The organism is Gammaproteobacteria bacterium (genome assembly GCA_030949385.1).
GTDB lineage: Bacteria > Pseudomonadota > Gammaproteobacteria > JAUZRS01 > JAUZRS01 > JAUZRS01.
In genome coordinates this window covers 442,287-460,051 of record JAUZSP010000003.1, presented here as the reverse complement: position 1 = coordinate 460,051, position 17,765 = coordinate 442,287, and the positions used below count along the sequence as shown (strand labels likewise).

General features: G+C 51.1%; 15 protein-coding genes. 7 read left to right on the top strand and 8 right to left on the bottom strand.

All coding sequences use genetic code 11. From position 1 onward, the window contains the following. Positions 1-6 precede the first annotated feature (6 nt). From Q9O24_05925 to pepN, 3 genes are all read right to left on the bottom strand, one after another. Complete coding sequence (locus Q9O24_05925) at positions 7-432, bottom strand: thioredoxin family protein (protein ID MDQ7074687.1); 426 nt, start codon at positions 430-432, stop codon at positions 7-9. Positions 433-684: 252 nt separating this feature from the next. Then, a complete protein-coding gene (locus Q9O24_05920; protein MDQ7074686.1) occupies positions 685-1,155 on the bottom strand; it encodes a DsrE family protein in 471 nt (156 codons plus the stop codon). Positions 1,156-1,168: 13 nt separating this feature from the next. Then, entirely contained in the window at positions 1,169-3,820 is a 2,652-nt protein-coding gene (gene pepN / locus Q9O24_05915) for an aminopeptidase N (protein ID MDQ7074685.1), read from the bottom strand. A gap of 78 nt (positions 3,821-3,898) precedes the next feature. On the opposite strand from pepN, the gene Q9O24_05910 reads away from it, so the two are divergent. After that, a complete protein-coding gene (locus Q9O24_05910) occupies positions 3,899-5,065 on the top strand; it encodes a cation:proton antiporter (protein ID MDQ7074684.1) in 1,167 nt (388 codons plus the stop codon). A gap of 57 nt (positions 5,066-5,122) precedes the next feature. Here the strand turns inward: Q9O24_05910 and Q9O24_05905 are convergent, their stop codons facing one another. Next, positions 5,123-9,688 carry an Ig-like domain-containing protein gene (locus tag Q9O24_05905; GenBank protein MDQ7074683.1) on the bottom strand — a complete coding sequence of 1,522 codons (4,566 nt, stop codon included), beginning with the start codon at positions 9,686-9,688 and terminating at the stop codon, positions 5,123-5,125. 361 nt (positions 9,689-10,049) lie between these two features. Continuing rightward, complete coding sequence (gene yihA, locus Q9O24_05900) at positions 10,050-10,655, bottom strand: ribosome biogenesis GTP-binding protein YihA/YsxC (GenBank protein MDQ7074682.1); 606 nt, start codon at positions 10,653-10,655, stop codon at positions 10,050-10,052. A 250-nt stretch (positions 10,656-10,905) separates the two neighbouring features. Between yihA and Q9O24_05895 the strand changes: the two genes are divergently transcribed. The 3 genes from Q9O24_05895 to Q9O24_05885 all read left to right on the top strand — a co-directional run bounded on the left by Q9O24_05895 (position 10,906) and on the right by Q9O24_05885 (position 13,243). Next, positions 10,906-11,520, top strand: coding sequence for a c-type cytochrome (locus Q9O24_05895; protein MDQ7074681.1), 615 nt, complete (start codon positions 10,906-10,908; stop codon positions 11,518-11,520). A 555-nt stretch (positions 11,521-12,075) separates the two neighbouring features. Next, positions 12,076-12,420: a DsbA family protein gene (locus Q9O24_05890; GenBank protein ID MDQ7074680.1), complete on the top strand. Its 345-nt coding sequence runs from the start codon at positions 12,076-12,078 to the stop codon at positions 12,418-12,420. A gap of 16 nt (positions 12,421-12,436) precedes the next feature. Further along, on the top strand, positions 12,437-13,243 hold the full coding sequence (locus tag Q9O24_05885; protein MDQ7074679.1) for an endonuclease/exonuclease/phosphatase family protein: 807 nt from the start codon (positions 12,437-12,439) through the stop codon (positions 13,241-13,243). 28 nt (positions 13,244-13,271) lie between these two features. Here Q9O24_05885 and coaBC read toward each other — a convergent pair whose 3' ends face one another. Continuing rightward, positions 13,272-14,489, bottom strand: a complete 1,218-nt coding sequence (gene coaBC, locus Q9O24_05880; GenBank protein ID MDQ7074678.1) for a bifunctional phosphopantothenoylcysteine decarboxylase/phosphopantothenate--cysteine ligase CoaBC — start codon at positions 14,487-14,489, stop codon at positions 13,272-13,274. An 80-nt stretch (positions 14,490-14,569) separates the two neighbouring features. On the opposite strand from coaBC, the gene radC reads away from it, so the two are divergent. Further along, positions 14,570-15,244: a DNA repair protein RadC gene (gene radC, locus Q9O24_05875; protein MDQ7074677.1), complete on the top strand. Its 675-nt coding sequence runs from the start codon at positions 14,570-14,572 to the stop codon at positions 15,242-15,244. Positions 15,245-15,268: 24 nt separating this feature from the next. Here the strand turns inward: radC and Q9O24_05870 are convergent, their stop codons facing one another. Both Q9O24_05870 and Q9O24_05865 read right to left on the bottom strand, forming a co-directional pair. Next, positions 15,269-15,595 carry a TusE/DsrC/DsvC family sulfur relay protein gene (locus tag Q9O24_05870; GenBank protein MDQ7074676.1) on the bottom strand — a complete coding sequence of 109 codons (327 nt, stop codon included), beginning with the start codon at positions 15,593-15,595 and terminating at the stop codon, positions 15,269-15,271. Between the two features lie 97 nt (positions 15,596-15,692). Continuing rightward, positions 15,693-16,088, bottom strand: coding sequence for a VOC family protein (locus tag Q9O24_05865; GenBank protein ID MDQ7074675.1), 396 nt, complete (start codon positions 16,086-16,088; stop codon positions 15,693-15,695). 176 nt (positions 16,089-16,264) lie between these two features. On the opposite strand from Q9O24_05865, the gene cysQ reads away from it, so the two are divergent. Together cysQ and Q9O24_05855 are read left to right on the top strand one after the other, a co-directional pair. Further along, positions 16,265-17,077 (top strand): 3'(2'),5'-bisphosphate nucleotidase CysQ, encoded by an 813-nt coding sequence (gene cysQ / locus Q9O24_05860; protein MDQ7074674.1) that lies wholly within the window; start codon positions 16,265-16,267, stop codon positions 17,075-17,077. Between the two features lie 80 nt (positions 17,078-17,157). Then, complete coding sequence (locus Q9O24_05855) at positions 17,158-17,754, top strand: cation transporter (GenBank protein MDQ7074673.1); 597 nt, start codon at positions 17,158-17,160, stop codon at positions 17,752-17,754. The last annotated feature ends 11 nt before the right edge of the window (positions 17,755-17,765 follow it).

Below are 17,765 nucleotides of genomic sequence, written 5' to 3'. Positions count from 1 at the left end.
CAAACGCTACATCGGCTGCACTGAAGACAGCGATGTCTTACCGACAACACGCTTCAACAGGGAGCGTAATTTTTTAATGCTTTGCGCACCCAATAGAGCATTGCTCACTTTGCCATCGTCCACCACCACAAAAGTGGGGGTGGCACGAATGCCCAAAGCGCGCGCCAGGACTGCATCACCCTGCACATTCAACTTGACCACATTGTCATTTTCCAACATCAAACCGTCCACCAGTAGGGTCATGTCACGGCACGGCGCACAGCGATCACTGTAAAAGTAGAGCAACACTCGACCTTTCGGTTTAAAAAAAGACGTGTTCGCCATATCAACGACTCGCCGTCCTCTCATCCGCAACAACGAAAAATAGAAGGAAAACTGATACAACAGAACAACACTTACCACTCCGACCACAACATAAAACATTACTGACATAACGGCGCACCTTTGATTGTCTATCCAAGACTCAACCACCCTGCAACATTTCCGCCTCTCTTTGCTCTAAAAACGCCCAAAAGCTAAAGTGCAGAAGTACTGTCTTCCTTGAGTGTCATATATATGAAACAAGTTCAGATTATGACATTCAGCTGAATCCAGTCTTAAAAGCAGTACGACTCTTGCGAGTATTTTGTGACCGACATCTCAATAATTAAGAATAAAGTCTAAAGCACACCAAAACTATCAAAGTCACCAGCTAATGTAGGAAAATCCCCGCTCTTGCAACAACATCAGATCATCTGCCCCACTGGGAACCACTTTAGCAAAATCAAGCATATCCTTCTGCTCCCACTGCAAGGATTTCATCGTATTCTCACAGGCATGAAACGCCACGCCGTAATCGGCCAACGAACGTACTTTTTGCTGCACTTTTTCCGACACAGGGCGCTTAGGATTTTTAGCCAACAGATGAATCCCCTCAGCGAACACCTCCACCACAATCTCCACATCGTCGCCGTATTTACGCAGCACCGCCCCCACTGAAAAGAGAATGTGATCATGATAAGCCGGATCGGCTTTATTCAGTTGATACACCACTTTATGCGGAGAACTGTCATCAAAATGGCTCTCCGTGTGATGTGCCCAGAGGCTCATCGGCGACAAAAGCAACATCGACAACAGCGCTAATACGCTGTTTTTTCTACTTAAAAATCTCTTCATGCTCTTCTTCCCCTTAGTTTTTTAAACTTTTATTCACCACCTCAAACAGATCTTTGGATAGATCTTGCTCGGCAAGGCGCTGTAATTGCCCCTTCATCAATCCTTGGCGGTTTTTATCGTAACGTGACCAGCGACTCAGAGCTGTGGCCAAGCGCGCCGAAATTTGCGGATTGAATCGATCCAGCTCAATAATTTGATCCACAAAAAAACGATACCCTGCGCCATCCTGTTGATGAAACACCACTGGATTGCTCATCGCAAAAGCCCCCAACAACGAGCGCACCCGATTCGGGTTTTTAAGATCAAAATCAACGTGCTGGCGCAAGGCTTTGATCTGCTCCAGTGTGTCAGGCAACTGCGCCATCGCCTGTAAACTAAACCATTTATCCATCACCAAACGGTCTTGCTGCCACTGCTGATAAAAACGACTTAAGGCCGCTTCGCGCACCTCTCCCGCCACCCCGTTCGAAGCCTGTAACGCCGCCATCACATCGGTCATATTGCTGCCCGCTGCAAACTGCTGCTCAACAAGCTCCAGAGCTGCCTCGTTTTGCAGACTCACCAGATAGGCCAACGCGACGTTTTTCAGCCGCCGTTTGCCGATGGAACGAGCATCCGGTGAATAGTCACCCTCGGTCAGGTTGGCTTGGTAAACCGCCGTAAAACGCCCCTCTAACGCTCTTGCCAACGCCACACGAACAAACTCACGTGCCGCGTGAATGGCATCCACATCAATCACCGCCATCTGCTCAGCCAACATCAACTCCGACGGCAATGTCAGAGCTTCAGCGGCAAAAGCGGGATCGGCGGCAGATTCTTGCAATAATTTGGAAAAAGCCGCCACAAATGCCTCAGGCAACTGCAATTTTGCACCGCTTTGCACTGCTTTGACTAACTTAAGCAGCAAACCCTGAGCAAACTGCTGCCCCGCTTCCCAACGATTAAAGGCATCGCTGTCGTGCGCCATCTGCAAAGCTAATGACTCATCACTGCGCTGCATCTGTAAAATCACTGGCGCTGAAAAACCGCGCAACAGAGAGGGATGAGGCTGCTTCTCTATATCCTCAAAGACAAAACTCTGCTCGGCCTCCGTGATCTCCAACACCCGCTCAATCCCATCGGCTTCTGTTTCACCCTGCAACCGCAAGGGCAACGCCTCGCCACTGGACGAGAGCAAACCCATACGCAGCGGAATCTGCAACGGCAACTTCTCATCAGCAGGCTGCCCAGGTGTAGTGGGAGCTTGCTGCTTAAAAGTTAAGCGGTACTGTTTTTTCTCCGCATCAAAGGCTTCTGATACCTGCAACTGAGGCGTACCCGCTTGCGAATACCAGCGCATAAACTGGCTCATATCACGGCCATTGGCATCGGCCATCGCGGTGACAAAATCCTCACAGGTGACCGCTTGACCATCAAAACGCTCAAAATAAAGATCCATACCGTTACGAAAACCCGCCTCACCCAGCAAAGTGTGCTGCATCCGAATCACTTCAGCGCCCTTTTCATAGACGGTCAGGGTGTAGAAGTTATTGATCTCCATATAGGCTTCAGGGCGAATCGGGTGCGCCATCGGGCCACTGTCTTCAGGGAATTGACGGGCGCGCAACATGCGCACATCTTCGATGCGTTTCACTGCCCGCGAACCTAAATCAGAGCTGAACTCCTGATCACGGAAAACCGTCAAGCCCTCTTTAAGGCTAAGCTGAAACCAATCCCGACAGGTGATGCGGTTGCCGGTCCAGTTATGAAAATATTCATGCCCGATAACCGCCTCAATGCCCTGAAAATCTTGATCGGTGGCCGTATCGGAATTGGCCAAAACGTATTTGGAGTTAAAGACATTCAAGCCCTTGTTCTCCATCGCGCCCATATTAAAATCATCCACCGCCACGATCATGTAAACGTCCAGATCGTAAACCAACCCGAAGGTCTCTTCATCCCACAACATCGCTTTTTGCAATGAAGTCATGGCGTGAGCGCATTTATCGCGGTTGTGATGTTCAACAAAAATGGACAACGCAATTTCACGTCCATCGGGTGTGGTATGGGTGTCATTAATCTGTGCCAAATCACCGGCCACCAACGCGAACAGATAGCTGGGTTTGGGAAAGGGGTCGTGCCACGTTGCCCAATGGCGACCGTTATCCAGCTCACCTGAATCGGTTTTATTGCCGTTGGAAAGCAGCACCGGATAGGCTTTTTTATCCGCCACGAGGGTGGTGGTAAAGGTGGCCATCACATCGGGGCGATCAGGGTAGTAGGTTATTTTTCGAAAGCCCTGTGCTTCGCATTGGGTGCAGAAATTGCCACTGCTGCGATACAAGCCTTCCAGCGAGCTGTTTTTTTGTGGATAAATGTGCGTCTCAACCTGCAATAAAAACCTCTCCGGCACGGCATGAATCAACAGGCCATTTTCCGAGATTTGATATTCGTTCTCTGTTAACCTGCGACCGTCAATGACCAGCGATTTCAGCTCCAAAGCTTCACCGTCCAACCACAAAGAGAGGTTGTCTGTCGCCTCATTGTTGCGATGCAATTTCAGTTCGGAGTAGACGCGCGTGGCCTGATCCTCCAATTCAAAACGCAAGGCCACCTCCTCCAGCCAGTAGTTCGGCTGACGGTACTCTTTAAGATAAATGGTCTTAGGTGCAGCAGGATTGTTCATGGGTCGTCTCGCAGCGGCTCGAAAATGATCTGCTACGCTACCGCAGCAGGATAAAAATAGGAAGTCCTATCCAGCCTTATGCACGATTCAATTATTTTTTCGATCTTTCTTATCTTCAGTGGTGCCGCTCTGCTGGCCACGCTCGCGCTCTACGCTCGGCAAGCACTGTTGGTGGCCTACATTGCCATCGGCCTGCTGTTTGGCCCTTCGGGGCTGTCACTGGTCTCCGATCCCAGCCTGATTCGCGACATTGCCGATGTGGGTATTATTTTTCTGCTCTTTCTACTCGGACTCAATTTGGAGCCGCAAGAGCTGAAACGGCTGCTGCGCGAAGCCACCTTGATCACTCTGATTTCCTCCGCGGCCTTTGCTCTGCTCGGTTTTCTGGTGGCGTTTTTGTTTGGTTTTGCGCTACTGGACAGCCTGCTGATCGGCGCAGCGATGATGTTCTCCAGCACCATTATCGGCCTAAAACTGCTGCCCACCACCGCACTGCATCACCAGCGCATGGGCGAGGTGATCGTCTCCGTGCTGCTACTGCAAGACATGCTCGCCATCACCGTTCTGTTGTTGCTGCAAGGCTTTGGTAACAGCCACAACCCCTGGATCGACATGGCACTGCTGCTCGTTTCTCTGCCTGCGCTGATGCTGTTTGCCTATTATTTTTCCAAATACGTCATCACTCACCTGTTGATGTCTTTTGATCAAATCAAAGAGTATATTTTTCTGCTCGCCATCGGCTGGTGTCTAGGTCTGGCCGAACTGGCAGAAGTGATCGGCCTCTCTCACGAGATCGGTGCCTTTATCGCCGGTATTACCTTGGCTACCAACCCCATCGCCCGTTATATCGCCGAAAACCTCAAACCGCTGCGAGACTTTTTCTTGGTGATGTTCTTTTTCGCCCTCGGTGCGGGCTTTAATTTAGCGATGCTGCCTGACGTGCTGCTGCCCGCTTTGGCTTTGGCGCTGCTCTCGCTGTTGTTTAAGCCGTGGTTATTCAAGCGGCTGCTTCAACAGGGTGGTGAACAACAAAAAAGTGCTCACGAAATAGGGGTACGCTTAGGCCAAATCAGCGAATTTGCTCTGTTGGTGGCCATCGTGGCTTCGGAAACCGAACTGCTCAGCCCCAAAGGCTCATACCTGATTCAAGCCGCCACCATTATCAGCTTCACCATCTCTTCGTATTGGATCGTACGTTTTTATCCCACTCCAATGGCGGTGGATGCGAAACTGAGACGGGACTGAAACAGGCATAAAAAAACCCCGCAGTTGCGGGGTTTTTTCATCAAAGTTCAAATTGCCTCAGCGCAAAAAACGCCGTCTCTGCATCAGCAGTATAAACAGTGTTAACAACATCAAAGGAGCCAACGCACCGCCACCGCTCTTCGTAACAACCGGTTTGGCCGCCACAGTAACGCTGATAGTAGCAACCTCCTTCGAACCTGTAACCGAATCGGTAATAGTGTAGGTAAAGCTGTCATTGCCAGCAAAGTTCGCCGCCGGTGTGTAGGTGAACGTACCGTCACCGTGATCCAAAATCGTGCCGCCATTGGCACTGCTTTGATCCACACTGATCGTGGCCAAAGCAGCCAATGAACTACTGGCTAATAAATTAGCTGTGGTGAAACTGCCATTAAAAACGATATCCTCTACAACATCTGCCGCAATGTTTGCATCTCGACTCGGATTGACCGTGATGGTTACCGTTCCTGTACCTTGCGCCAAGCCATTGGTAATCGTGTATTGGAAGCGATCTACACCATTAAAATCTTTTGCGGGTGTGTAACTGAATTTACCGTTGGCCTCAACACTGACCGTACCACCCTTAAGACTACGAGCATCAAAACCCACCACACTGAAGGTCGGATTCAGTGAATTATCAATGTCCACATCGTTTTCTAACAGACCATCAATCTGACTGTTTACATTTGGATCTCCTATCAAAACAGCATCTTCATCAACACTGTAAAGATCTTCCGTTGCTGTCGGTGGATCAGGCACCGGAATCACATTAACGGTAACCGTTACCGCTTGTGAGCTGGCACCCTTGTCATCTACCACTACAAAGTTAAAAACGCCTAGCCCATTGAAGTTGGCATCTGGAGTAAAGACAAAGGTGCCATTAGGGTTAACCACCACGGAACCACCGCTAGCAGACACCTGTCCGGCTTGAAAGGTAATCGCATCACCATCAACGTCGGAGCCAGCCAACTGACCGATTTTTACTGTATCTTCATTGACAATCAAAGAGGGCATATTATTCGCAACAGGTGCATCGTTCACTGCCGTCACCGTCAAATCAACACTGCCAGCGTTATTATTCACATCCAGATAACCAAAGGTATCATTACCGAAAAAATTCAGCGGCGGCGTATAAGAGACCGTGCCATTGGCATTCCTCACCACCGTGCCACCTTGAGCACTGCTGGTCATACTGTTTACTTCACCGATTAACAGTTGAGCATTTAATCCTGCCACGGTGGTCACCGTATCTTCACTGCTGATATGAACCAAGGGTGCCGTGGTACTCACCACAACATAAACCGTTGCCGTTGCACTCAATGCCGGATCACTGATACCCACATTGCTCAAGGTATAGGTAAAGCTGTCTTGACCGTTGTTAAAACCAGGGTTAGGCGTGTAAGTAAATGTGGCATTGGCGCTGTTTAACAACAACTGACCGTTGCTTGGAGTGGTATTGGATGTCACTACCAGACCCAAACCTTCAATGTCCTCGTCATTGGCCAGCACACTGAAATTTTGTATCACCGCGCCATTGAGCGACACCATGACATCATTCACCGCCACCGGAGCATCGGCGACAGAGGTCACCGTAATGCTCACCGTACCGACATCCTGATGGCCATCAGGATCCTTCACCACATAACTAAAATGGTCTGAACCATGGGAATTCAACGCCGGAGTATAAACAAGGCCGCCTGCGGTCGCTGCTATGGCAACACCGTTGGCACTAAACTGATCGTGGCTGGCGACAATCAACAACGCTGTTTGTCCCAAATCAGGATCCGTATCATTTAGCAATAAATCGGCGTAGCTGATAGAGATCGCGGTATCTTCTAAGGTGGTTGCCGTATCATCCAAAGCAACCGGCGGATCGGGCAAATTTTCCACCGTTACCGTCACCGTCGCCAGTACAGAAGGTTCATGTTGGTCATCAGCGCTAAAGATAAACGTATCAACTCCAACAAAATTAGCATTCGGTGTGTAACTGAACGCACCCGTTGTCGCATTGATATTGGTAATCGTGCCATTGGCCGGTTGATTGATGCTATAGGTTACCGAGCCTCCATCGGGATCGTTGCCAATAACAAAACCGTTTTTGGTCACATCCTCAAACAGGCTCAAACCCTGATTGTTCGCCAACGGCTGAGCGTTTGCCTCAGTACTCACACTGCTTTGATTGTTGTTCAAATTGGTATCGTCTTCTGGATACTCAATACTGGCTGTGTTGCTAATGCGTTGCGCACTGGCCGGTGCCGTTGCCACAATGCTGACACTGGCAACCCCTGAATTACTCGGAATTTGAGCAAAAGTACAGTTCACCGTTCCGGCTGCTTCCACGCAACTACCCGTACCCTGTGTCACCGCCGCCGATTGATAGCTTACATTGGCTGGCAACACGTCCGTCAACACCACTTGAGTCGCATCAACCAAAGGATCGCTGTTGGTAATCGACAGAGTGTAGGTCACGCCTTGACTCAAACGCACCACCTTATTGGCACTGCTTCGACTCACGACTCCAGAGGCCGTACTGTCTGTTTTAACCACATTCAATGCGGCCACACTGTCAAACAGATACGCCATGCCCGTGCCTGCAATAAACGTCGGCACCGCTGTCGTTAAAGCACACTGCTTAACGCTGCCAAACGCCGTCATCTCAATACCCGTACACGAGGGCGCACCAGCGATCAATACATTGCCAGAGACCGCCACAGAATAACCGTACAAATCACCGCTGGCCGGTGTTGCTGCCAACTTTTTCACACTGGAGATCATTACACCGCCAACGGCACCGCTCGCCCAGCCCGCCACCGGTTTGCTAAACAGATACATTGCACCGGAATCAACCTCCGCAACCAAAGGTGCTAGCACAGCCTCTTCGCTGCGCGGCGCACCCACCACCACCGTATCCGCCGAGATGGCAACACTGTGACCAAAATTATCTTTACCCGCTCTGTCTGCGGCATTCAGTTTCACCGTTTCCGTCAACAATCCCATCCAGCCGTTAAGGGGTTTCTCAAAAATAAACGCCGCCCCTGAACCGCTGCTGGTATTGACTCCAACCTTATTTGGATCACCAAACGCGCCCACCACCACCACGTCGTTAGAGACATCAACACTGAAACCAAAGTGAGCCGTACCCTCACGCGCAAAGGCTCGTAAGGTAGCCGATTCAGTTAAGGGCGTAGGCGAATGCCAGCCTGCTAAAGGCTTAACAAACACATAAACCGAACCGGCCGCATCCACAAAACCTGACACACCACCATCATCACCATGAGCGCCAAGCACCACCGTGTCTGCGTCAATGGCCACACTCACGCCCAGTGCATCACTGTCACAGGCATCACCGTCCATTAACATGACAGCCTCATTCTGTGAGCCACTCCAGCCTGCAACCGGCCTAACAAAGACAAACGCGGCTCCCGCATCAACACCTTGAGACGCAAGCCCTTTACACAAAATACCAACCGGTGGTGTTACGTCGTAACTCGGTGCGCCAACCACAACCACACCTGCAGAAATATCAACCGAATGACCAAAACGAGTCGAACCAGACAGAGCCAACTGCGGATCTAGTGGACGTAAACGCGCCGTCTCAACCGTAGGCCAGCCATTGGCTCCTTTCACATAAACATAAACAGAAGGCTGAGTTGCGGCACCATTGGGCATATCCCAAGCACCCACAACAATGGTGTCACCACTGATGGCGACACTGTAGCCCAAACGATCCCCAAACGAAGTAGCTGTATTTAGGTGAGCCACCTCTTGCCAAATTCCGTGCTGTTTCTCATAAACCACCGCCGCTCCAAAGGTATCCGCAGCCCCGACGGAATCAGCTCCAACAACCGCCGTACTGCCATCAATTGCCACACTCAAACCAAAACGATCACCGGCAATACCCCGACTATCAACCAGCCTCACCGGAGAAAAAAGCGGATCAACCACCACGGGGTAAATCGCATCTCGATCATCCACACGCAAACTCAAGGTATTGCCCGCCAAAACCATGCGGGAAGGCAATTCACGTCCCGTAGCATCAAAAGCGTACAGTTTGTCGTAAGTCAGTTGAGAACGTTGTTTTCCATCCAGAAAGTGCAACGTTTGATCTTTTAATTGTGGAGTCAAACTGCCAGAGAAGGCCAAGTTCAAAATCAGCTCGCCACGCTGTTTAGAGAGCGGTTGAGCAAACGTAAATCCCTGCTCCAAACCCAATGGGCTGTCCAGATACCATTCGGTCAACTGTTGGTACTGTTTTTCCAAGCGTTTGCCATTCACCTGCAAAGAGGGCGTTTCTGCGAAAATCGTCTGCTGGCCATCACCGTAAGAGTGTAAAGACATCTGCACCTCACCCACAGCACTTTTGATACTCAATGCCTGAGCACTCAAGCGATAATCCATCGAATGATGTCCATTCATGCTACGTTCGGCCACTCCATTAACCAGCCGCCACGATGGCTGCGCCCACGTTTGAGACACCGCAGCCAATAAACTGGCAGGCAATGCATCAAGAGTTTCAGGCGAAGAAGATGAAAAAACCGGCAGGGAGAAAAAAGCGCCCAACAGCAACAGCACACACTTTTCAATCCCGAATCGAAAATCTACACGATGGTTATGAGTACCGCTCATACTTTTCATCCTTTAACACTTGCCTAAAATGGACGCTTTAAGTTGTCAAAAACTTAAAAAACTCTTAACAAAAACTTGGTTATTCAAGCTATTACGTAACATATCTACAATAAAAAACCACTATACAAGTCTTCTTTCACATTCCTCTTACATATGAATATGTGAGCATAAAAGCATCTTATCGAAAACGGAAAGGTGAACTTTTTCACAGCCACAATCTCTGATCTCTCAAGTGTTGAAATTCAACGCTACTCACCTTTATCCCAAAGGCGGGTGATGGCTTGGCTCCCCTGACCAAGTTCCAGCTTCCCAGCTGGGTCATCTATTTTCCCCAAGGTAAGTTACCTTGGGGGCTGTTTTTTCAAGCCTCTGTTGCAGGCATTAACCATTCATCCAACACCTGATGCACATCCGCCACCCCCTGTTTTTTCAGTGCCGAAAAAAGCTGTAAAGTAGCCTCAACCCCCTCTGACTCCAATTCATCTCTGACTTTAAACAACACCGCATTGGCCGCATTGCGACTCAATTTATCCGCTTTGGTCAATAAAATGTGCAGTGCCACCCCCGACTGAACGCTCCACTCGACCATATTCCAATCCTGAGGCGTGAGCGGCAGCCGCACATCCATTACCACCACCAACCCCTTTAAGGGTTTTCGCTCAGCAAAGTAGGTCTTTAAGGTATTTTTCCAATGCGCCCTCATGCTGGCGGGCACCTTGGCATAACCGTAACCGGGCAGATCCACCAAATAGACCTCCTCAGCGACGGTAAAATAATTCATCAACTGCGTCCGACCTGGGGTTTTACTGGTACGGGCTAATTTATGATTGCGAGTAATGGCATTGATCGCGCTGGACTTGCCTGCATTGGAACGACCAGCAAACGCCACCTCAGCTAAACTCGGCGGCAATTGCGACAATTTATTGGCGCTGATAACGAACTCTGCGGAAAAATAGGCTGAATTCATGAACGATACATCTCCTAAAACGAGAAAGGGCAAACCCCATTATCAACATAATTATGTTGATCTGTGCCGCATTTTAGCCAGTTACGTAATTTTTTCTGCACTTTTACCTCATTTAGGCCACTTTCGAGCCTTGAGGAATTTGATTGTGGCGAGTACTTTGGTAAAATTTGCGGGTTTTCCAAATCACAATTCAACGCAGATGATCGGCGTTAGAACTTTTATGTCCCAGGATGCACGGAGTGTAGTAAAAATGAACAAGTCTTTTTTTGCCGGTATTGCTTGTCTTGCCATCAGCCTAACCAACCCTGTTTTCGCCGCCAATGATGCTACCGCTGGCAAAGCAAAATCCGCACTCTGTGCCGGTTGCCACAGCACTGATGGCAACAGCATGGTACCCATGTTTCCCAAACTCGCTGGACAACACGCAGGTTACCTCACCAAACAACTGGTTGATTTCAAAGCAGGCACCGTGCGCAGTGATCCCACCATGGCCGGTATGGTTGCCGGTTTAAGCGAAGAGGACATGTCTGATTTAGCCGCCTACTTTGCATCCCAAACCGCCACCCCAGGAGCCGCTTCTGACGCAGCCAAAGCCGCAGCGGGTGAAACCATCTTCCGTGGCGGCATCACCGACATCGGTGTTGCTGCGTGCGCAGGCTGCCACAGCCCCACCGGTCACGGTAATCCTGCCGCTCATTTCCCCAGTCTGGCCGGTCAACACGCCGCCTACATCATCAAACAGTTAAACGACTTCAAAGCAAGCACTCGTTCTAATGACGCCGGTAAAATGATGCGTAACGTGGCCAAACACATGACTTCAGAGCAGATCGCACAAGTCGCTGAATACATCTCTGGCTTGCAATAGCAGCCGGTCGATTAGTAAGCAAGGTCAAAAAGGGAGTGGCTTTTCACTGCCTTTATTTTTATCAACACGAACTAAAACAAACACTCAGCGTCTCAGCAGCAAGTAAATGGCATGACACTGGCTTAATTGGACAAAAATTGAGCAGTTGATCACACAATTTACTTTCCTAAGCATGATGTTATTTTGATCTGGGTTACACTTTCCAATGCCGATCTGCGGCGAAAATGTGACCCCCCACTACTTAGAGATAAAATCCATGGGAAAATTATTAACCATATTCTTTGCAGCCACTCTCAGCCTCATGGTTGCAGGTTCCTCCTTGGCAGCCGAAGCCTACGAAGAGTACGAGCCACTGACCAGCCCCCTCTCACACCCCGCAGATAAAGTCGAAGTCATTGAATTTTTTTGGTACGGCTGCCCTCACTGTTACGACTTTGAACCCCACATCAATGCCTGGGCCACAAAAAAAAACCCGCCAACACCCTTTTCACCCAAATCCCCGCCATCTTCAACCCAAAATGGGAACCACACGCACGCGCCTTTTATGCCGCTCAAATGTTGGATCTGATGGGGCGATTTCATCACGCCCTCTTCAGTGCCATGCACAAACAGAAACGCAAAATCTACACAGAAAATGCCATTCTCGATTTTGTGACCGAACTCGGTATGGATGAAAAAGCCTTTAAAGAAGCCATGCACTCTTTTGCCGTCGAAACCAAAATTCGTCGCAGCAAGCAGTTAGTCAAAGCATCGGGGATTCAAGGTGTGCCAGCAGTGATCGTCAACGGCAAATACCGCACCTCTGGCAGTTTGGCGGGCAGCTACCCGCGCATGGTCGGCATTATCGACGAGCTGGTGGCCGAAGAGTTGGCTCTGCTACCTCAGCCAGCCAAACCCTAAACTGGAAGCCCGCCTCATGGAATCGAGCAGCGCATCAGCACCTCAGCAAACAAGGCAGTCACTGCGGCTGCTCAGTTACAACATCCAAGTGGGCATCACCACCCGTACCTATCGTCAATACTTTACCGGCGGCTGGAAACACCTGCTGCCCTACAAAGGCCGCAGCGAAACCCTCGTCGCCATTGCCAAACAGGTTGAACACTACGACTTAGTGGCACTGCAAGAGAGTGATTCAGGCAGTCTGCGCAGCGGTTTTATCAACCAAACCGAGCAACTGGCCAAACTGGCGCACTTCCCCTGCTGGCACGAACGCACCAACCGTCGTATTGGTCATCTGGCCAGCCACAGCTTGGGAGCCATCTCACGTCTGCAACCACACTCGGTGAGCCAATTGGCACTGCCGGGCTTAGTGCCTGGACGAGGCGCGTTGTTGTTAAAGTTTGGTGCAGACGGTAAAAAATTGGCGGTGATGGTGGTTCATCTGGCGCTGGGAAAACGGGCACGGCAAAAACAACTGCTTTACATCGCGCGTATTTTGCGCCGTTTTGAGCACGCCATTATTATGGGCGATTTCAACACTTCGTTAGAGAGCAGCGAAATGCGGCTCTTTTTTGAGATGGCCAACTTGCAACAACCGGAACTCTACTTTAATACCTGGCCCAGTTGGCAACCAAGAAAGAATTTCGACCACATTTTGGTTACTCCAGAAATAAAAGTCAGTAAAGCCGAGGTGCTGCCAAGCGAATCAGACCACCTGCCCATTAGCCTTGAGGTACAACTGCCTTCCGACTGCACTCTCTACCCACCAACCATCAATCACTAAAAAAATCAGCGCCACCAAGATCTGGATCTCACCCATCACTCTGATCAAAACGCTCAACCACCACCTCTAATAGCTGCCGTGCGATTTCCAGTTTGCTGCTCTTCAGTAATTTTTTCTGCCCACCTGGCCAGAACAGATGCAGCGCATTATTATCGGATTCAAAACCACTGTCCTCAACACCGACCCAATTGGCGGCGATCAGATCCAAACGTTTACGCTGCATTTTATCCAGCGCGTACTGCTCAAGATTTTCCGTTTCAGCGGCAAAACCGACACAAAAAGGGCGCTCATCTTCATCCAGAGCTGAGACCTCGGCCAAAATATCGGCATTGCGCCGCAACTGCAAAACCAACTCCTTGCTGCTTTTTTTAATCTTCTCTGCGCTAGGCTGCTCTAAACAATAATCCGCCACCGCTGCACAGGCGATAAAAATATCCTGCCCAACCACCTGCTGCATAACCGCCGTGTGCATCTGTAGCGCGCTTTCCACCTCGGTACGCAACACCCCCGCAGGCGTGGCCAGTGCAACCGGCCCACTCACCAAGCTCACCTCAGCCCCCGCTTCCGCCGCCGCCTGTGCCAAAGCAAAGCCCATCTTGCCGGAGCTGCGATTACTGATGTAGCGCACCGGATCAATTGCTTCATGGGTTGGACCTGCGGTGATCAGCAGTTTCACTCCGACTAAAAAAGGCTCAACGGGGCTGAAAAACTCCACCACCTCTGCCAGCAACGCCTGCGGCTCCAACATGCGCCCCACACCCACTTCGCCACAGGCCTGCTCACCGGAACCCGGCCCCAGCAGATGAAAACCAAAAGAACGCAGCCGCTGCACATTGACCTGCGTCACCATTTTGCTCCACATGACGCGATTCATCGCCGGAGCCAGCCAGATCGGCGCTTCGCTGGCCAAACACACGGTGCTAAGCAGATCGTCTGCCAGACCGTTGGCCAATTTGGCCATCAGATCGGCACTGCACGGCGCAATCAAAATCAGATCCGCCCAACGCGCCAGCTCAATGTGGCTCATGGCCGCCTCTGCTTGCGCATCAAACAGCGCGCTGCGCACCGCCTCTCCCGAGAGCGCCTGCAACGTCAGAGGGGTAACAAATTGGCTGGCATTAGCGGTCATCACCACCCGCACCTGCGCTCCGGCTTTTTTCAGTAAGCGCACCAATTCCGCACTTTTGTAAGCGGCAATGCCACCGCTGACACCCAAGACGATTTTTTGATCCAGCAGAAAGGCCATAGACAACATGCTCCAAAGTAGTGAACGGGTCTGATATTTGCTGAAACTCATTCTCACCAAAAACCATCAAGGAGTAAACCATCGCCATCACCGATTGGCCCGCCGAAGAGCGTCCCCGTGAGAAATTACTCGCCCAAGGCGCACCGGCGCTCTCTTCCGCCGAACTGCTGGCGATTTTTCTACGCACCGGCATTCCCGGAAAAACTGCCGTTGATCTGGCGCGGGAGCTGTTACACGAACACGGTGGTTTGCGCGCACTGCTGCAAGCCGATCAGCAACGATTTTGCCAGAGCAAAGGTTTGGGCAGCGCCAAATACGCCCAACTGCAAGCGGTTTTAGAGATGAGTCGCCGCCACATGTTGGAGCAGTTGCAGCGCGGAGACAGCCTGACCTCACCGCAAGCGAGCCGAGACTACCTGCTCAGCCAGTTGCGCGACTCGCCTCATGAGATTTTTGCTTGTCTGTTTCTCGACAATCGCCATCGAGTGATTGTCTATGAACCGCTGTTTCGCGGCACCATTGATGGCGCGAATGTCTACCCAAGAGAGGTGGTGAAAGCGGCATTGAAACACAACGCGGCGGCGGTCATTTTAGCGCACAACCATCCTTCAGGAGTAGCGGAACCGAGCCAAGCGGACGAAGCCATTACCCAACGACTGAAGCAAGCTTTGGCCTTGGTGGACATTCGGGTTTTGGATCATATTATTGTCGGCGATGGGGTGACGGTTTCCTTGGCCGAGCGGGGGGTGTTGTAACTTTTTTCAAGCGTAATCCAACTCTTAACCCGAACTCCACGCCCGAGGCCGTTTCATACCGGCCAACTTACACGCTTGTTTGACGTACCCGTAGGGAAACAGCTCGAAAATAATTTGCTTTGCAGCCTTTTTATTGCACTCATTTTCATCGGCAACAAATTTCATCATATGGCGAATGTCAGGCGCAATCCGGTGTTCATAATAATATTCCCGCATTCGATGCAACACCGGCCAATGCCCCTCGATCAACTCAAGCCCTTCCGTTTCCGCCAAAGCCATCGCAACATCGGCATTCCAGTCATCTGGATCGACCAAATAACCTTCTTTATCTGTGGGTTTTTCTATCTCCATCGTTCATCCTCTCCATGTACATTTTCAAATGACACGCAATTTAACAAAAAAACGGCGCATCTCACAGCTACACCGAACCGTGATCACACCGCCAACATCAGCCGTTCTGATGGAACTCAATGACATTTCTATCCTGATCTCGGATAAACAGCATCGTGCCACCGTTGGGCAATTCAATCGGCCCTTCGGTAATGATAACGCCCAACGCTTCAATCTTCTTTTGCACCGCTTTCAAATCATTCACATCCAAAGCAACGTGGGTGTAACCCGGGTATCGCTCTGCCACATCCATCAAAATATTATTGCCCAGCCCTGCATCCGCATTAAGGATCAGGTTGATATTCACCCCTGACGGATGTTCCATAATTGCCACCGGCTCAGGACCAATGGGACCGACCAAAAACACAAACCCCAGTTGTTCATAAAAAGCCCGTGCGGTAGCCATGTCGCTGACTCGGATGCCAATGTGATTAACACCTATGATTTCTTGCATAACAGACCTCTTTTTAAGGGAGCACATGTGTTCAAATTTCCATTTGAACCTACTCCACCAAGAATTATTCTTCCTAACAGCACTCATTTCCAAAGCCATCACACTCCTACGCATCCCCATTGTCAACGCTGCCCAAGGTGGTTATGGTAGGTTTTTGAAACCACCAGCACCTAACTATGAAGCCAGACCTCCCCTTAGCCACCCTCTGCCAAGCCAGCATCCGCATCGCCAAACAGGCCAGTGAAGTGATTTTAGAGGTCTACAACAGCAGCCGTTCACTACAGATCGAACACAAAGACGATGAAACCCCCGTCACCAACGCCGACTACGCTGCCCACCACCTGATCGTCGCCGAGCTGGAAAAATTGCTGCCCGCTTTCCCCATCCTCTCCGAAGAATCGATCCACGTCTCCTTTTTGGAACGCAGCCGCTGGCAGACCTACTGGCTGGTAGACCCCCTCGACGGCACCCGTGAATTTATCAAACGCAGCGATCAATTCAGCGTCAACATCGCCCTGATTCACAACCACCAGCCCATCTTAGGGGTGATCTATGTGCCGGTCTTTGGGCACCTCTATTACGCCCACCAAAACGCCGGAGCGTGGCGACAAAACAGCAGCGACAGCGCCTTTCCCATTCAGACGCGGGAATTGGATCTCAACAACGTCACCCTCGCCAGCAGCAGCAACCCAGGCGGGCCGCGCCAGCAAAACTACATCGCCGCCCTGCCACCCCACCGCATCATCCCCATGGGCAGCTCGATCAAATCCTGCTTGGTGGCCGAAGGCGCAGCGGATCTCTACCCCCGCCTCGGCCCCACCTCCGAGTGGGACACCGCCGCCGCACAGTGCATCGTCGAAGAAGCCGGAGGCCAGATCACCCACCTCAATCTCAAACCGCTGCGCTACAACACAAAAGCCTCGCTGCTCAACCCCCACTTCTTAGTTTTTGGTGATCCCCATCACGACTGGTCGCAATACCGACGCTGAGCTACACTGCCGCCCAACTTTTCATCCTCACTGCGGTCAGTAGTACACACACCCACGCCCCCATTCAACGAGGAACAGCCATGAGCCAAACTGAAATTCGTTTTGCCGTCGAAGGCATGACTTGCGCCGCCTGCAGCGGACGCATTGAACGCGTGCTGAACAAACTGCCAGGTGTAATAAAAGCGCAAGTCAACCTCGGTACTGCGCAAGCCAGCATCAACTACCTACCCGAAACCGTCAGCCCAGCGCAACTCTATGCGCGCATCAACAAACTCGGCTTTCAGGCCATTGAAGCCGAACAAGAGAACAACGCAACCGAAAGCCTGCAAGAGCGCGAGCAGAACAACCTCAAACAGCGGCTGCGGTTTGCCCTGCTCTTCACCCTGCCGCTGATCCTCATCAGCATGGGGCCGATGTTCATCCCCGCCCTCAGCAACGCCATGCTGGAGTTGATGCCACAAGGAGGCTGGCATCTGATGGAGCTGCTGCTCGCCACGCCAGTGCTGTTTGGCGCTGGGCGCAGTTTTTACCGTCACGGCTGGAGCGAGCTGCAACAGCTTGCCCCAGGAATGAACACGCTGGTGATGTTTGGCAGCTCCGCCGCGTATTTTTATTCTCTGCTGGCCTTGCTGCTGACCGCAGCTCTTTCCCGCCGGTACCGCCAACAGCTATTTTGAAGCGGCGGCGG

Excerpts from the sequence above, each read along its gene's own strand:
- Q9O24_05870 (MDQ7074676.1), bottom strand. The coding sequence starts at position 15,595 with ATGGAGATAGAAAAACCCACAGATAAAGAAGGTTATTTGGTCGATCCA.
- Q9O24_05890 (MDQ7074680.1), top strand. The coding sequence starts at position 12,076 with ATGTTGGATCTGATGGGGCGATTTCATCACGCCCTCTTCAGTGCCATG.
- Q9O24_05910 (MDQ7074684.1), top strand. The coding sequence starts at position 3,899 with ATGCACGATTCAATTATTTTTTCGATCTTTCTTATCTTCAGTGGTGCC.
- Q9O24_05885 (MDQ7074679.1), top strand. The coding sequence starts at position 12,437 with ATGGAATCGAGCAGCGCATCAGCACCTCAGCAAACAAGGCAGTCACTG.
- Q9O24_05920 (MDQ7074686.1), bottom strand. The coding sequence starts at position 1,155 with ATGAAGAGATTTTTAAGTAGAAAAAACAGCGTATTAGCGCTGTTGTCG.
- yihA (MDQ7074682.1), bottom strand. The coding sequence starts at position 10,655 with ATGAATTCAGCCTATTTTTCCGCAGAGTTCGTTATCAGCGCCAATAAA.
- pepN (MDQ7074685.1), bottom strand. The coding sequence starts at position 3,820 with ATGAACAATCCTGCTGCACCTAAGACCATTTATCTTAAAGAGTACCGT.
- Q9O24_05895 (MDQ7074681.1), top strand. The coding sequence starts at position 10,906 with ATGAACAAGTCTTTTTTTGCCGGTATTGCTTGTCTTGCCATCAGCCTA.
- Q9O24_05855 (MDQ7074673.1), top strand. The coding sequence starts at position 17,158 with ATGAGCCAAACTGAAATTCGTTTTGCCGTCGAAGGCATGACTTGCGCC.
- Q9O24_05865 (MDQ7074675.1), bottom strand. The coding sequence starts at position 16,088 with ATGCAAGAAATCATAGGTGTTAATCACATTGGCATCCGAGTCAGCGAC.
- coaBC (MDQ7074678.1), bottom strand. The coding sequence starts at position 14,489 with ATGGCCTTTCTGCTGGATCAAAAAATCGTCTTGGGTGTCAGCGGTGGC.
- cysQ (MDQ7074674.1), top strand. The coding sequence starts at position 16,265 with ATGAAGCCAGACCTCCCCTTAGCCACCCTCTGCCAAGCCAGCATCCGC.
- Q9O24_05925 (MDQ7074687.1), bottom strand. The coding sequence starts at position 432 with ATGTCAGTAATGTTTTATGTTGTGGTCGGAGTGGTAAGTGTTGTTCTG.
- Q9O24_05905 (MDQ7074683.1), bottom strand. The coding sequence starts at position 9,688 with ATGAGCGGTACTCATAACCATCGTGTAGATTTTCGATTCGGGATTGAA.